The sequence below is a fragment of the Shinella sp. OV683 genome, from assembly GCF_057787725.1.
On record NZ_JBYMED010000002.1, the window covers coordinates 14,726 to 30,202 of the forward strand.

The 15,477-nt window shown below is 57.4% G+C and carries 15 protein-coding genes, 1 pseudogene and 1 riboswitch; of the genes and pseudogenes, 10 read left to right on the forward strand and 6 right to left on the reverse strand.

The window, feature by feature from the left end:
* Position 1: 1 nt before the first annotated feature.
* From thiS to ACXHRN_RS27020, 5 genes and pseudogenes are all read right to left on the reverse strand, one after another.
* The gene (thiS, locus tag ACXHRN_RS27000) at positions 2-199 is read right to left on the reverse strand and encodes a sulfur carrier protein ThiS (protein WP_488642182.1); all 198 of its coding nucleotides are present in this window, start codon (positions 197-199) and stop codon (positions 2-4) included.
* Complete coding sequence (gene thiO, locus ACXHRN_RS27005; protein ID WP_488642183.1) at positions 196-1,188, reverse strand: glycine oxidase ThiO; 993 nt, start codon at positions 1,186-1,188, stop codon at positions 196-198. Before thiO ends, thiS begins: the two co-directional genes overlap by 4 nt.
* A 1-nt stretch (position 1,189) precedes the next feature.
* Positions 1,190-2,998, reverse strand: a complete 1,809-nt coding sequence (gene thiC / locus ACXHRN_RS27010) for a phosphomethylpyrimidine synthase ThiC (protein ID WP_488642184.1) — start codon at positions 2,996-2,998, stop codon at positions 1,190-1,192.
* 93 nt (positions 2,999-3,091) lie between these two features.
* Positions 3,092-3,211, reverse strand: a riboswitch (TPP riboswitch).
* A 182-nt stretch (positions 3,212-3,393) separates the two neighbouring features.
* Positions 3,394-3,591, reverse strand: a pseudogene (locus tag ACXHRN_RS27015) (3-oxoacyl-[acyl-carrier-protein] synthase III C-terminal domain-containing protein); the annotation flags it as partial.
* A 255-nt stretch (positions 3,592-3,846) separates the two neighbouring features.
* Positions 3,847-4,071, reverse strand: coding sequence for a GDCCVxC domain-containing (seleno)protein (locus tag ACXHRN_RS27020; RefSeq protein ID WP_488642299.1), 225 nt, complete (start codon positions 4,069-4,071; stop codon positions 3,847-3,849).
* A gap of 351 nt (positions 4,072-4,422) precedes the next feature.
* On the opposite strand from ACXHRN_RS27020, the gene ACXHRN_RS27025 reads away from it, so the two are divergent.
* The 8 genes from ACXHRN_RS27025 to ACXHRN_RS27060 all read left to right on the forward strand — a co-directional run bounded on the left by ACXHRN_RS27025 (position 4,423) and on the right by ACXHRN_RS27060 (position 11,505).
* Positions 4,423-5,256 carry a sugar phosphate isomerase/epimerase family protein gene (locus tag ACXHRN_RS27025; RefSeq protein WP_488642185.1) on the forward strand — a complete coding sequence of 278 codons (834 nt, stop codon included), beginning with the start codon at positions 4,423-4,425 and terminating at the stop codon, positions 5,254-5,256.
* Positions 5,257-5,694: 438 nt separating this feature from the next.
* Positions 5,695-5,991, forward strand: a complete 297-nt coding sequence (locus ACXHRN_RS27030) for a hypothetical protein (RefSeq protein WP_488642186.1) — start codon at positions 5,695-5,697, stop codon at positions 5,989-5,991.
* Positions 5,992-6,478: 487 nt separating this feature from the next.
* Positions 6,479-6,937, forward strand: a complete 459-nt coding sequence (locus tag ACXHRN_RS27035) for a helix-turn-helix domain-containing protein (protein WP_488642187.1) — start codon at positions 6,479-6,481, stop codon at positions 6,935-6,937.
* Between the two features lie 51 nt (positions 6,938-6,988).
* The gene (locus ACXHRN_RS27040; protein WP_488642188.1) at positions 6,989-8,953 is read left to right on the forward strand and encodes an AfsR/SARP family transcriptional regulator; all 1,965 of its coding nucleotides are present in this window, start codon (positions 6,989-6,991) and stop codon (positions 8,951-8,953) included.
* A 25-nt stretch (positions 8,954-8,978) separates the two neighbouring features.
* On the forward strand, positions 8,979-9,197 hold the full coding sequence (locus ACXHRN_RS27045) for a hypothetical protein (RefSeq protein WP_488642189.1): 219 nt from the start codon (positions 8,979-8,981) through the stop codon (positions 9,195-9,197).
* Between the two features lie 56 nt (positions 9,198-9,253).
* Positions 9,254-10,453 carry a YcaO-like family protein gene (locus ACXHRN_RS27050; protein ID WP_488642300.1) on the forward strand — a complete coding sequence of 400 codons (1,200 nt, stop codon included), beginning with the start codon at positions 9,254-9,256 and terminating at the stop codon, positions 10,451-10,453.
* A complete protein-coding gene (locus ACXHRN_RS27055) occupies positions 10,450-11,154 on the forward strand; it encodes a TfuA-like protein (RefSeq protein WP_488642190.1) in 705 nt (234 codons plus the stop codon). Before ACXHRN_RS27050 ends, ACXHRN_RS27055 begins: the two co-directional genes overlap by 4 nt.
* Positions 11,155-11,271: 117 nt before the next feature.
* Entirely contained in the window at positions 11,272-11,505 is a 234-nt protein-coding gene (locus ACXHRN_RS27060; RefSeq protein ID WP_488642191.1) for a hypothetical protein, read from the forward strand.
* Positions 11,506-12,412: 907 nt separating this feature from the next.
* On the opposite strand, the gene ACXHRN_RS27065 is transcribed toward ACXHRN_RS27060, so the two are convergent.
* Positions 12,413-13,372, reverse strand: a complete 960-nt coding sequence (locus ACXHRN_RS27065) for a LysR family transcriptional regulator (RefSeq protein ID WP_488642192.1) — start codon at positions 13,370-13,372, stop codon at positions 12,413-12,415.
* A 234-nt stretch (positions 13,373-13,606) separates the two neighbouring features.
* Here ACXHRN_RS27065 and ACXHRN_RS27070 point away from each other — a divergent pair, with 234 nt between their 5' ends.
* Together ACXHRN_RS27070 and ACXHRN_RS27075 are read left to right on the forward strand one after the other, a co-directional pair.
* A complete protein-coding gene (locus tag ACXHRN_RS27070; RefSeq protein WP_488642193.1) occupies positions 13,607-14,698 on the forward strand; it encodes an ABC transporter ATP-binding protein in 1,092 nt (363 codons plus the stop codon).
* 41 nt (positions 14,699-14,739) lie between these two features.
* Positions 14,740-15,471, forward strand: a complete 732-nt coding sequence (locus ACXHRN_RS27075; protein WP_488642194.1) for an HAD-IA family hydrolase — start codon at positions 14,740-14,742, stop codon at positions 15,469-15,471.
* Positions 15,472-15,477: the final 6 nt, after the last annotated feature.

Below are 15,477 nucleotides of genomic sequence, written 5' to 3' on the forward strand. Positions count from 1 at the left end.
TTCAACCTCCCTGCAGCGGCGCGAGGACTTCGATCCGGTCGCCTTCGGCGAGGTGGCAATCGGAACGGTCCTCGCGATGAACGAGTTCGCCGTTCACCGCGGTTGCCAGCCACCCCCCATCATAATCGAGCAGAATCAAGACCTCGGTAAGGGTTGACACTTCGAGGCTCTGATGCTCGCCGTTGACGATCAATCTCATAACATTGCTCCTGTCGTTAGTTCTTGCATGCGAGGTACGGACAACATCTGCACAACTTCCTGCGCCATTGCGGGCGCTAGCAGGAAGCCATGGCGATAGAGCCCATTGACATGGAGCTCCTGGCCTACGCGGTTTACCTTCGGAAAATTGTCGGGAAAGGCCGACCGAACGCCGGCCCCCGTCTCGACCAAACGCCCTTCGCCGAAGGCCGGGTGCAGCGCATAGGCAGTGTTCAACAGCTCCATGATGGAACGGGCCGAGGGCGATCCTGCCACATCGCTTTCAATCATGGTCGCACCCACCATGAACCGGCTGTTCTCGCGCGGCACCACATAGATCGGGTGGCGTGGATGCAGCACCCGGACAGGTCGGGACAACACAATCTCATCCGTTTCGAGATAGAGCATTTCGCCGCGCACGCCCCGCAAGCGATCGACCGCGCCAACGCGAGCGGACCCGGTACAGTCGACCACATGGTCAAAATCACGCGTCGGAAGATCACGCGCCGCACTGAGATGAAAGCGGACACCATCCGCCTCAAGCGCGCGCTGCAAGAGGTGCAAGGCGCGCCGAGGATCGAGATGCGCCTCCTGCCGAAAGAAGAGACCTTTTCGGAAACGCCCGGCAAGAGCCGGCTCCAGCACCGCCACGCCCTCTTCGTCGAGCCATTCATAGTCGCAGGTGCGAGACGCGAAGCGGGCAAGCTCGCCGGCATCCCTTTGCGGCGCGACTACCAATGTGCCCTTGCGAATTACGGCGCCAGGAACAGCGGCGTCCCACCAGTCAACCGCCGCCTTTCCCTTGCTGAGTACGCTCGCATCGCCACTTTCCCGCTCGCACCAGGGCGCAAGCATGCCGCCTGCGAGCCATGAGGCGCCGGCGCCGATGGACGATGCAGTCTCCGCCACGTCGACGGTATATCCCATCGACGCAAGCTCGCGCGCCGCGACGAGTCCGGCGACGCCGGCCCCTCTGACCAGAACACGCATTTCACTCTCCCTGAGGCATGTAGAGATCGCCGCCGGCGCGGTATTTGGCCGCCATGGCTTCGAGCCCTTCCTTCTGCGCCTCGGCGCGCAGGTCATGCGAGATACGCATCGAGCAGAATTTTGGCCCGCACATCGAGCAGAAATGCGCGACCTTGTGCGCCTCCTTGGGCAGGGTCTCGTCGTGGAACGAGCGCGCCGTGTCCGGATCTAGCGAGAGGTTGAACTGATCTTCCCAGCGGAATTCAAAGCGGGCGCGCGACAGGGCGTCGTCACGGGTCTTGGCGGCAGGGTGCCCCTTGGCAAGATCGGCGGCATGCGCCGCGATCTTGTAGGTGATGACGCCAATCTTGACGTCGTTGCGATCGGGGAGCCCAAGGTGTTCCTTAGGCGTGACGTAGCAGAGCATGGCCGTGCCGAACCAGCCGATCATTGCAGCACCGATGCCTGAGGTGATGTGGTCGTAGCCCGGTGCGATATCGGTCGTCAGCGGTCCGAGCGTATAGAACGGCGCCTCGCCGCAGACGGCGAGCTGCTTGTCCATATTCTCCTTGATCTTGTGCATCGGCACATGGCCCGGCCCTTCGATCATCACCTGACAATCCTTCGCCCAAGCGATCTGTGTGAGTTCGCCAAGCGTATCAAGCTCGGCGAACTGGGCCGCGTCATTGGCATCGGCGATCGAGCCGGGGCGCAGGCCGTCGCCGAGCGAGAAGGAAACGTCGTAGGCCCGGCAGATGTTGCAGATTTCCTCGAAATGCTCGTAGAGGAAGCTTTCGCGGTGATGATGCAGACACCACTTGGCCATGATCGAACCGCCGCGCGAGACGATACCAGTAACGCGATTGACGGTGAGCGGGATGTAGTGCAGCCGGACGCCGGCATGGATGGTGAAATAGTCGACGCCCTGCTCGGCCTGTTCGATCAACGTATCGCGATAGACTTCCCAGGTAAGACCCTCGGCAATGCCGCCCACCTTTTCCAGCGCCTGGTAGAGCGGCACGGTGCCGACCGGAACCGGGGCATTGCGGATGATCCATTCGCGAATATTGTGGATGTTGCGGCCGGTCGAGAGGTCCATGATCGTATCGGCGCCCCAGCGAATCGCCCAGACCATCTTGTCGACCTCTTCGGCCATGGAGGAGGTTACGGCGGAATTGCCGATATTGGCGTTGATCTTGACCAGGAAATTCCGGCCGATGATCATCGGCTCGCTTTCCGGGTGGTTGATATTTGCCGGGATGATGGCCCGCCCCCGGGAGATCTCCTCGCGGACAAACTCGGGCGTCACGAAGTCGGGAACGGCAGCGCCAAAGCTTTCGCCATCACGCAGCAGCTTCTCGCGGACCGCTTTCCGGCCGAGATTTTCGCGGATGGCGACGAATTCCATTTCCGGCGTGATGATTCCCGCCCGGGCATAGGCAAGCTGCGTGACCGCCTTGCCGTCTCTGGCCTTGAAGGGATTGTTGCACAGCGGAAAGGCCTGCGTCAGGCGGTCACCGGTGGCAAAGCCGTTGTCCTCGGGCTTGAGCACGCGGCCCTCATAGGTTTCGACATCCCCGCGCGCGGCAATCCATGCCTCGCGAAGCCGCGGCAGGCCCGATTCGATCGCCAAGACATGGTTCGGATCGGTATAGGAGCCGGAGGAATCGTAGACCGTGACCGGCGGCTCTCCCGCCGTTGGATGGAGCGCGATCTCGCGCATCGGCACCCGGATTTGCGGATGGATTTCACCCTCCACATGCACCTTCCTCGAGGCTGGAAGCGGGCCGGTGGTGACCGTGGGCGATTGTGGTTTGGCGGCAATATTCATCGCGAGACTCCAAAGTTTTAGCGTTGGAGACCCAGTCATCAAGCCGGAATGATGGAAGAACGCCGATACGGATTCATGGCGTGAATCCGTGTTTCGTCAGCGCTTGCACCGTCCCTACGCCAGTATGAACTGGATCAGGTTCAACGGGTCACTGCGCCGCGAAATCGCTCAGCAGTATCTCAGCCCCTTGACGGGACCCCCCTGGTGAATGCGGAGAGGTTACGGCGAGAAATCGCCATCCGTCAAGCGCATATGATCATCTACTCACTTGTTTGATTTGGGCAGATCTTGAGCGCCCTCAAATGTCAGCTCGCTTTTCGGCCCACTCCGAGACCCCCGGCTTGAGCCAACACTGCATCGGTTTGTTCCGCCCGAATTGAAGCAACTATGTTCGGCTACATGCCAAGGACGACCGCGCCGCCCGTCAATCCTGCCCCCGCAGCAGTAAGCAGCACCGTCTCACCAGCCGCGAACGGCCGCGGCCCGTTGGCAATGGACCGAGAGAACGGCATGGTCGTGGCGGAAGAATTGCCATAGCTTTCGATCGTGCGAACTGTCGTTGCAAAGTCGATGCCGAGATTGCCGGAGACCGCGCCAAGAATTGTGCATTGGCCTGCTACGGGACGAAGCGTCCAGCGCCGCAATCCCTGCCCGCTCAAGGGCCAGAGCGAGGAGGATCATAGGCGGAAATCACAATAAACGAGGATGGGAAGTCCTTATCTGATGCAAAGATGTTCACCGTCATTGTCAATGGTGTCTCCCCGTTCGGTGCGGATTCGGATCCGTCCAACATCGTCGACAGTTGCCATCCGTGCTGCTCAATCCCGGTGCTGGCGGTGGCGAACAGATCACCCGCAGCATCCGCGCTCCTGTTGGACCAGCGGGCACTTGACCGAACCGAACGAGCAAAACACACAGCAGTCCCCGGGAGTGGGGCGCAATAGCGTCTTGCAGTTGAGACACCCGTAGAAGAACTGGCAGGCGTCTGTGGGCATGGTTTCCAGCTTGGCGAAGCCGCAATGTGGGCAGGTCAAAACGGATTCGAGGCCGACAGCATTCGTCTCGGTGTCAATTTCTGCGCATTGAGCGCCGAAAACGAATTTTTCTGAACTCCCAACATCCATCGCTTGCGCGTCGCTCGATACGAGCGAGCATTGGCACATTGTCCATCACACCTTCCTGGCGGGGCTTATTATATCCTCGAAGGCCTGCAGAAGACGATTTTATCGACCATGGCCGCAAGCTGCGGGAGATGACTTGTCTCGGCTTCCATCTAGGGACTATGAAGACCTTCATGCATGGTCGCACCGAAGCGAACTATCCCAACGATCGCGACTGGATCAGCGACGATGTCGATCTCGAGCCGGTGGCTGCTGCCGGCAACGTCAAGCACGCTTGACCTGAAACTGGAAGACTGACAGGCAATGCCAACAATTCGTTTCTTTCAATCGCTCTGGGCAACCGAGGAAAGACATCCCGTGCGTCCGGAGAAGCCCGTTAGCGAGCGTTTCGACCTAGCCAAAGAGGATCGCTGGGACGGCATGGCGATAGACCTCGGCGCACTCTCGCTCGATCAGGCCCGGGCCTGCGTACCCGAATTCTCCCGGACCGGTCTGCGCGGCCTCCTGACTGCATTTCCCCGCACCATCGACGAGTTGCGGCCGGCGCTGCATCTGGCAAAAGATATCGGCTCACCCTACGTGATCGTCGTCGGACAGGTCATGCCGATCAGGGTTGATGACATGATACCCGTTATCCGCCAGTGGCTGGCGATGTCGACCGAGGAAGGCGTGCCTATCCAGTTCGAGACACACAGGAACTGCATCACCAACGACCTTTATACAATGTTGCAACTGATCGATCTCATTCCGGAAATGCGGCTGTCGGCCGATCTCTCCCATTATGTCGTCGATCGGGAAATGATGCAGCCGATCACCGCCAAATACCAGGAGATGGTGCGAAAAATCCTGCTCCGTTCGGACTCGTTCCAGGGACGGGTCGCAACCCGCAACCAGATACAGGTTCCGATCGACTTTCCGCAGAACCGCGTTTGGCTCAATACGTTCATCGATTGGTGGACGTTCGGTCTCGGCGCATGGAAGGCGAGGTCAAGTCAGGACGACGAGGTGATTTTCCTCAGTGAACTTGGCCCACGCGAGTATGCGATCACAGATGCCGATGGCAACGAACTCTCGGACCGGCGGCAGGAAGCCCTGACCCTGCGCCAGATCGCAGCCGATATCTGGGACAATCTATAACCCCCTATAACCCCGCGGTCTCTCGTCGCGCATTCGGTAATTTTGCAGTGTGTTTCCGCGTTTTGAATAGTGGGCAAAGAACCAGTGACCAGTCTTTTCGGCACTAACTATAAACTGTCGAGCAGCCATGGCTTTTGGCATAAGAGAGCACGGAAGTTCCTCGGCTTGGTGATAGGGCGCCGAAATGCATAGCCTGACGGTTGTCTGGCAAGCTTACATTGGGTCCCAGATAGCTTGCGTCAGATGAACTCATCAGTCTTGGCCACCGCGATCGAACATCTCAGTATGCGTTGGAAAATGCCATAAACTCGTCCCCAAGACATCCACCATTAGCCTTCGCTTCCCATGGCGCATAATTCCTGACACATATGCGCAAAGGCGGTTTCCACCACCGTCGAAATTGTTTCATGGCTGAACCAGCACGGGAGGGGATGCAACATGCGCGCGCCGACAGGTTCTGTTACGGGGCTTTGCTCCGCCTCCGCCACCATGTTCGCAGTGGGAATGGCCTTCCTTGCCTACTGGGGGGTGTATGAACCTGTCAGCTGGCGCGGATCCGATCTAGTCGTGGTGATTTTGGCGCTTTTCGGATTTGCCGCGCTTGGCTATGTACCTTGGATTGTAACAACGCCTGTCCCAGAAGAGGGTGTAGAGAAGGTCGTAGGCGCCAGGCGAGCGTTTGCGCTGGGGGTAGCCTTGATCTGGCTGTCCGTTCTTGTCGCGGTCCTTACTTAGAGCGGCTCATGCCTTTACGAAAGCGCATTCTGCATCTTTTGAAGTAGTCGGCACATCCACGGTTCGAATGATACTGATGAGTTGCATGAGTTGACCTTGGATGTCGCCGATGGTTTTTTGCGCCAACCCATCCAGTGCTTTATCGTCGAGAAGGTTTGCGCGATCGCATCGAGATCGGCGAAATATTTCGTCGGAAGCCAAAGCCTTGCGCCGGCGGCCTTGATTACCCGGCGGACGTGGCGGCGACTTCCACCCGAGACTGCGGCCACCCCTTCAGCCAGAATCTTGAATCACAAATCAAACCGATTGGGAATCCATCGATTCAGACAATCGGTGAAACGCGCCAGCATGCTCGCGACCCCCTATACTAGCGATTGAAAATTCATTACGTTCACAGCGCATTGCCCCCGAAGTGCTTGCAATGGCGATTGGCCATCCCGTCCTTTGCTTTCAGCTATCGGAGACGCGCGTAACCTGAGGGACGACCATGCTCGCGAAAGTGCCAAATCCAATCGATGTCTACGTAGGCTCCCGTGTTAGGATGCAGCGCCTGATGTTAGGCCTGACACAAGAGGCGTTGGCGAATGCGCTAGGCATCACGTTCCAACAGGTCCAAAAATACGAAAAGGGCACAAACCGCATCGGCGCATCCCGACTCCAAGCAATTTCAGGGATTCTCGGCGTACCGATTGGCTTCTTTTTTCAACAAGATGGCGATCTGCCGTTAACTTTAGCGGGCGTCGGCACGACGGGCGAAGCGAATCTGACCGCCGGTTTCTTGTCGTCTCGAGAAGGAGTAGCCCTCAATAAAGCGTTTCTGAAGGTTAAAAACCCGAAGACGCGAAAATCAATCATCGCGCTCGCAAGAGCCCTCGGAAAGGGCGATGATGATAGAATGGTGGAATTTAATGAGGATCTCAACGCAGATGGGATACCGTTGAACTAAGAATTTACTGCATGTTTATTAGTTTTAAGTTGATTGGTGCCGGAGGGATACTTGGTCTTAAGGCTTCATATATTTGGAGACCCGCGCCTGACCGATGAGGCCGGCCAAACGATTCCGTTTCCGGAAAAGGCGATCCTGTCGCTCGCTTATCTCTCAAGCCGTTCAACCCCTCGGATATCACGAGTGGAGATCGCAAATTTTCTTTGGGGTGATCATGACAGCATCAATGCTCTCGTAAATCTTCGGCAACTGCTCGCGCGCGTCAAGTCGCGCCAGAAAGAGCTCGGCATTACCCTCTTTGACATTCGCGAATCCGAGATCGGTCTCATTGTTGGCAGCTTTGGTTCCGACATCGCAGATCTTCGAGCATTAGACGCTCATGGCCCCTTACGCGCAATTGAGCAATTCCTCAGGCATTTCAACGGTGAGTTCCTTGCTGGCATTGATGTGAATTCCGAACCAGCCCAACTATGGGTTCAGGCTGAGCGTGCGCGATTGCTTTCGCGCTTCGCCTCGAGCCTCGAGGCTGGAGCTTCCGATGCGCATCTTGGGACCCACAGCGCGTTGGTCAAGGACGCGGCCTTTCGGCTTCTCGAGCTCGACGCCTATAGCGATGTTGCCTATCGCGTACTTCTAAAGGCTTTGGCCAGCGACGGTCACCTCTCGCAGGCCAAAGCGCTGTTTGCGCGTTACAAGGATCGTCTTCGGAAAGACCTCGGCACCGCACCTGATCAAGAAATGCTGGATCTTACACGACGGCTTTTTAATGCCGGAGCCGGTGGCACTGCCGTTACAGGAAGCAGTCCCGAACCCGCGACTTCAGAACTCCCGGTGGAGCCACAACGAAATAAAATCAGACTTCCGCGGTTGTTGCTGATGCCACCTGATGTACCTGCGCAGGATCAAGAGGGTGCCTATCTCGCAATTGGACTCCTGGAAGATGTCACGATAGGCCTTTGTCAAGCGAAGACGCTTTCGGTTGTTGCCCCATTTACGGCACAGCGGATCGCAACAGATGCGGACGGTCGCGCCGACGCCTATCTCCGCCACAATGTGTCATACGTATTGGAGACGCGGTTCGGACGAAAAGTCAGCGGCCCCACTTTGTTTGCCGAACTGGTTCATTTGCAGGGTGACGAGACGATTTGGGCCGATCGGTTTGACGTGTCGCCTGATCATTTACCGCGAACTTACGACGAAATTATTCGGCGCATCGCCACGACAGTCGTGGGACAGATCGAGCGCAACGAATTCTCAAGAATTGCTCAAGTCAGTACAGCCGACGCTTACCAGAATTTTCTGATCGGCCAGCACCATTTGAAGACAATCGACCTTCCAGATGTCCGCCGCGCTCGCAAGTCCTTTCGCGCCGCCCTTAAGCAGGCTCCTGAGTTTTCCAGCGCGTTGAGCGGCCTTGCGCGTTCCGAACATATCGAGTGGCTTCTGACTGCGCGGGGCGACACGGAGTTGTTGAGATCAGCTGAACTGCACTCGCTCAAAGCTATTTTGGCAGATGGCGACAATGCCGGTGGGTATCACCAACTCGGGGTCACCAAGCTTTATCTCGGCGCCTTCGATGAAAGCATCGATGCGTTCAGGGGGGCCGAGCAGAGTGCTCCTTCGCATGCTGACTTGATCGCCGACTACGCCGACACACTGGTTCATGCATCGGATCCAGAAGGCGGTCTTGCAAAGATCCAACTAGCGATTGAGCTCAACCCCCTCTGCCCTGACCTCTACTGGTGGACAGCGGCGGGCGCCAACTATTCCCTTGGACGCTATCAAGATGCACTGGATTGCCTATCGCATGTGGCAGATCAGAGCCACATATTCCGCTTTGCAGCAGCCTGCTGGGGGATGCTTGGAGAACGCAAGAAGGCCTTGAGACTCATGCGCAAGACGATGGAAAACCATCCAGGTTTTGAGATCGAAAAATGGCTCTCGATCATTCCCATCCGTGAAAACTGGCAGAAAGATCTTTATCGCGAAGGACTGCGCAAGGCAGGCTTCAATTGATTTCATCAAGCAAAAGGACGGTATTATGGCTGACGTTGTGGTTCTAGGGGTCAAGGGCGAAGAAGGCTATTGGCTGGTCGATTTCGATGCGGGAACGGTGACGGCAGTCCCTCCCTTTGAGGGCGACCCTTTTGGCTACTCCGCCGAGGCACGCGCCAACGGCGCGGTTCTGACGGCAGGCGTCGATCTTGCGGTCAAAGTTTCCAACCAGGACGACGCCTTCTCGGGCAGGTTTGACGGCTAACGCCGTCGAAAGGCTAGGCCGTATGACAACTGCGGAAATGCACGGTGCTGACACCTATGGAACCAGTGCCACCGGCGGCCTATTCCGATAGAGTCTGCTCTCCGCAAGAAACCTTGGCGCGCGTGACGCCACTTTTTGACAGATACGGCGTCACGCGCCTCGCTCGCATTACAGGACTGGATTGCATAGGCATTCCGGTCTGGAACGCTATTCGCCCGAATGCGCGGTCGATCGCGATTCATCAAGGCAAGGGTATCACTGACATTGACGCGAAGGTATCTGCAGCAATGGAGGCCCTTGAACGAGCGGTCGCCGAGGCTCCGAGCGTGCCGACCAAGGTCGCAAGCCGCAGGCAACTAGCCTCCGCAAGGCTGGCAACCGAGCCTCTAGATTGCCTGGTCGCCGCCGGTCAAGACACCCTTAGTGAAGACAGCGTCATAGAGTGGATGGAAGGTCACGATCTTCTCACAGGACATCCCGTCTGGGTGCCCCAAGACGCCGCCACGCTCGATCGCACGAAACAATCTCGCTATTGGCAGTCTTCAGACGGGCTTGCATCGGGCAATACGATGGAGGAGGCCTCGTTTCACGGCCTCCTTGAACGTATCGAGCGCGATGCTGAGGTTCTCTGGAAGCTCGATGCACCGGCAAGGCGAGAACTTTCCTGTTTGGAGGCGACATCCTTTAATGATGCGGTCGTCAATGACCTGAAGGAGCGGATTGAGTGTCAAAATTTTTGCTTACAGCTGTTTGATATGACCAGCGATATCGGGATCCCCGTCATTTCAGCATTGCTCGCGCCAAACAATTCTCTCGACGCGCCGGACCGGCGCTATGTTGAGGTTACCCATGGAAGTGGTGCTCACCCTATGGCTGCACGAGCCGCCATTCGAGCGATCACAGAAGCAGTGCAGTCTCGATTGACACTCATTAGCGGTTCACGAGACGACGTATCGCCTGAACTCTATTCGCGATCACTCCCTAACGCTCTGAAGCGAGATCTCACATTCAGAGCCGGTCCCCGAACCGTCAGAGATGCGTTTGGTCCTACCGCTGGCCTCGGCCCGATGCTGGAAATGACGCTCGAAAAGTTACGCATGGCTAAAGTCGGGTCGGTGATTGCTGTTCGTCTGAACCCTGGTGAAGAGAGGCTGGCCATTGCCAAGCTCTTTTTGCCCGGTCTTGAAAATCCGGAAGGCTCTCGGAAACAACCATTCGGGGGTCGCGCGATGAAGAAGATGCTGGTGTTTCGATGAAGGTGGTGTTTGCCGGCCCCTCACTTCATGGCACGAAACGAAACATATCGGCCGGGCTTTCGATAAAGCCTCCAGCTCGCCAGGGCGACATCCACAAGGCGGTGAAGCAGGGAGCGAGCGCAATCGGATTGATCGATGGCGTCTATGAACATGTGCCTGCGGTTTGGCACAAGGAGATCCTTTTTGCACTTTCCGAAGGCGTTCAGGTGTGGGGTGCTGCAAGTCTTGGAGCATTAAGAGCTGCCGAATGCAGGACTTTCGGCATGGTCGGTATTGGCAGAATTTATGAGGCTTTTGCCAACGGACGATTGGTCGATGATGCCGACGTGGCTCTGCTCCACGGGCCGTCAGAGCTCAACTATCTTCCCCTGAGCGAACCGATGGTGAATGTTCGGGCGACCGTCGATTTCCATTTAGACAGCGGTTTTCTGTCGGTGGATGAATACGAACTGCTATTGGCCACGGCCGGCGCCATTTTTTTTAAGGAACGCACGTGGAACTCCATCATAGCCGGCTCGCATCTTCCCACGGTTCGTGCTGCAGAAATACTAACGCGATTGCGTCGACAGCCAGTCAATCAGAAGCTCATTGATGCCGAACTGCTGTTGGACTGCATTGCTGCGGCCCAAAACGGGCGAGGTCCAAAGCCACTAGACTGGATCTTCGCCCGTACCACACTGTTCGATCGGCTGCTCGCCTAACGCCCATATCGGCCTGGTGCCCCTCCCCATGTCACGCCTATGTCACGCCTCAGCTGGTTAACTCCCACAATACGCTCCCGAGATCTTCGAAATCGTGAGCAAGCTGGGGGACAATACATGCAAAACGATTTTCAGAGAACCTCCGACGACGAGGAGTTTGCCAAAGAGCTTGCGGCCTTGGCAAGGCTCGTCACCTATGCCCGCCTCAGTGCACAATCGCTGAACATTGCCTTCCCGACATACTGCTTGGATCTTACACTCGGCGCTGTTCTGGACGAGATGCGGCAGATCGGCGTCGATACACGCATTATGGCCAACGACGACTACGGAATTCCGGTTGGCTTTCACTGAATGCCCGGCACGATCAGGTTGAAAACTGATCGCGCCGAGACACCCCAGCGAGACCCGCTTGCTTGCCCTGCCGACGGGTCCCGCGTAGCGCGCTGTCGAGAACTTCCCTGGTTCCCGACAGCGAATTGACGACCGGACAACGCGCTCGCCGCAAATTCTTATAATTGTATTTTGTTGCGACCACAACGCAGCTTGTCGTCCCACTGACGTGCATTTTTCAAATGGGATTATTAGATGAATTCTGAAACCAACATTAAATGGACAGTCGCCATCCTGTTGCTGGGCACCACTTTTACATTTGCGGGATGGTTGTTGCATATCGCCGCTTCAAACGGATGGATATGATCTGACAATGGCGCGGGACAGCCCCTGTCGAAACAGTGGAGTCGGGAGAAGTTGAGCATTCCCGCCCTGGTGAGCCGGTCTAAAAATCGCGGTGCGAGAGGGGTTCAGATAGCATTTGAAGGAGCTCTAAGTCTTTGAGCCAGCGCGTGGTTTGTCCATCAGAGCGACGTGTCTCGTTGGATTTCCGCCTGACCTTCGGGACACACGCGCATTCGCAGCAGTGATGGCCAGCATCGAGGCACTCGAGCAGCACATCAACATGGTCATCGCGCCGAAGTCCGGCCAGCAACCTACGTGACATCATTCTCCAGCCAGTGACGAGGAGGCACGCCGACCCTCTTAGAAACCAGAGTGTGCCTATCGCAATCCAGAAACTGACTTCCACCCCGCCCCATACCAGCCTCAAGAGCGTTGGCCTGTAAATGTTTATAGTCGAATGGAGTCTGAGCCGCCAACCCGTGTGACCGTCGATTTTTCCATAACGAGTAGCGACGTAGTCCTTTAATCGTCAGATTTCAGGAGATCAGCGCACATCGGTTCTCGCTCGAAGCATAATCCACAGTCAGATCTTTGACCAGCTCTCTGGCTCCAGGCAGAGGGTTGGATAGAGTTTATCCACCGCGACGATATCGTCATTGAGCTCGGCGATCATCCAGTCTCGAACTTGCATGACGATGGCGCGCGCGGGCTTGTCCCGCAGACGGACGAGATGGCATTGGCGACCCGTTGTCATTAGATGCTCGCGCGCCGGCACCAGCGCCTTGGTTCGCAACCAGTGCGCAACGACGTTCAGCCAGCCAAGCGCCACGCCCTGCCCCAGCAGAGCGGCCTGCACCACGATGGCATAGTCGGAAAAGATCATCGAATTGATCGCATCGCCCTCGTTTGCCGGAGAAAACAGAGTGGACCAGTTCGGTTGGGCATCGCTGAGATTGATCGTGGTGTCGGGGGTCCGCTTCACCTCGCCGCCATCCGGTCCGTGACTTTCCCGATAAGACGGGCTGCAGATCGGGATCAGGATTTCCGGCATGATGAAGGCAGCCTCATGCCGCTCGTCCGGCCCATTGACGAAGCGCATGCCGAGATCGACATCGTTGACCGGCCCCGCCAGCGCGCCCATCACCAGTTGGAAGCGCAGGTCGACCGTTGGAAACTGCTTCTTGAATTCCGGCATGCGCGGCATCATCCAATGCGTGGTGAAACCGGTGGAAACCGACAAGGACACGGTCTGAATGCCGATGCGGCGGTCCTCGATCTCGCGCAGGGCGTTTTCGATTCCGGAAAAGCCACGTGCAATCGCATCGAACAGCAGCCTGCCTGATTCCGTCAGGCCGACGCCACCCGGCTGGCGAACAAACAGGGCCGTATCGAGATGCTCTTCCAGGCGCGCGATCATCCGGCTGACGGCAGCGGGAGTCACGTTGAGCTCGTCGGCTGCCCTGGAGAAATTACCACAGCGCGCAGCGGCCTCGAAAGTAAACAGGCCATTCATGGATGGCAGGGATCGGCGCAAATTGTTCATTACATGATGTAACATCGTTCTGAACTTTTTTTCAATTGCAGACATGGCTTTTCTTTGGTCTTCTGCCAATCACGGAAGGCGAAAGACCTTCAATGGAAATAGGGGAACAGGACATGTAAAGGTGCAGGGCAAGCAGCGCCCAGGCACGACACATATGTTCAGGTTTCTGCTCAACAGCGAATGCAGCGCAGGTCCGTCAAACGTCAGCGCGCATTAATTTTGCAGTGGAATCAGATGATTGTTTTAAAAAAATCAGAGCGCGTGGGCGTTTCCATCCGCTCGGCGAACAAGAGTTATGGGAATTTCCAGGCCCTGAGCGATGTCAGCCTGGAAGTCGCCGCGGGAGAATTCGTCTCCATTCTCGGCCCCTCGGGTTCGGGCAAGACAACCTTTCTGGGAATCCTCGGCGGCTTTGTGCAACCGACATCGGGCTCCATCTGGCTCGGCGAGCAGGATATTACATTCGAGCCGCCGCACAAACGCGATATCGGAATCGTCTTCCAGAACTACGCGCTCTTCCCGCATATGAGCGTCGCCGAGAACATCACCTTTCCCCTGCGGGCACGCCGCCTGCCGAAATCGAGCTGGCCCGAAAAGCTGCGTGAGGCCCTCGATATGGTCGAACTGGCCGGATACGAGCATCGTCGCATCCATGAACTTTCCGGCGGCCAGCGCCAACGGGTCGCCCTTGCCCGCGCCATGATCTTCGAGCCAGGGCTGATCCTGATGGACGAGCCGCTATCGGCGCTCGACAAGCAATTGCGGGAATCCATGCAGATCGAACTCAAACGGCTGCACAGGAAGCTCGGCGCGACCATCATCTATGTCACCCACGACCAGCGTGAGGCTTTGACGATGAGCGACCGCGTCGCCATCATGAACAAGGGCCGGTTCGTACAGGTGGATACGCCAGAGCAGCTTCACGACCATCCCGCCGATTCCTTCGTCGCCCGGTTCATCGGCGAAGCGACGCTGCTGCCGGTCAAGCGCGAGAGCGATGATACGGTGCGGCTCGGCGATATCGTCCTGCGCACGTCCCATCGCGTTCCACAGAATCTCCGTCTGCATCTCGCGGTCCATTCCGAAAAACTCGTGGTCACCGATAGCAGCGAGCCCGTTGGCATCAACCGGCTGACCGGAACCGTGACCGAAACGCTCTACCAGGGCGAAAGCATCCGGGTTTTCCTGAAACTTTCATCCGGTGACGACCTCAGCTTCAGGCTTCCCAGCAACCATGCCGGCCGGTCGCAACTCAAGAAGCCCGGTGATCCCATCACCGTGGCGCTGCATCCCGAAGACACGATCGTGGTTCCGGAAGCATCCTGAAATCCCACGTTCATTCTTACAGTCAACAAGGAAAGAAGACTATGAAACTTACCCAATTCAAGGTCATGACCTTCGACGTCGTCGGCACTTTGATCGATTTCGAAAAGGGCGTCTTGGATGCCGTTCGGATGCTGGGCGGCGAAAAAGCCGCGAGCGCCTCCGACGATGCGATCTTCGAACCTTACAAGCGCGGCCGGGACAAGTTCTATGGCCGTTCCTCCTTCGCCATGAAGGATGTCTATCTTTCGCTGGCGACGGAACTCGGCTTTGTGAAAGACGACGCGACGGCGGAAGCCTTTCAGCTCGCCGTGCTGCGTTGGCCGGCATTTTCCGACTCCGTCGAGGCTCTGGCCCGGCTACGGAAGAACTTCCGGCTGGTGGCGATGACCAATGCCGACCGTACCGCCTTCTCGGCCTATTCGGCAACGCTTGGAAACCCGTTCCATGACAGCGTCACCTGCGACGAGGCGGGATGCGCCAAGCCCAATCCGCAGTTCTTCGCCTTCAACAAGGGCCGTCAATCCGCCTCCGGCTACAAACAGTCCGAAATCCTGCATGTTGCCCAGAGCCAGCACCACGATATCGGCGTGGCCAAGGAACTCGGCTATACGACCTGCTGGATCGAGCGGCGCCAGGGCCAGCAAGGCTTCGGCGGCACGCCGGAACCCAAGGTGCTGACAAAGCCGGATTTCCATTTCTCCTCGCTGAAACAGCTTGCCGACGCCGTCGATGCCGAGCTGGCTGCCGGCATCCAGACCGCCAGTGCAGCCTGAGCACGG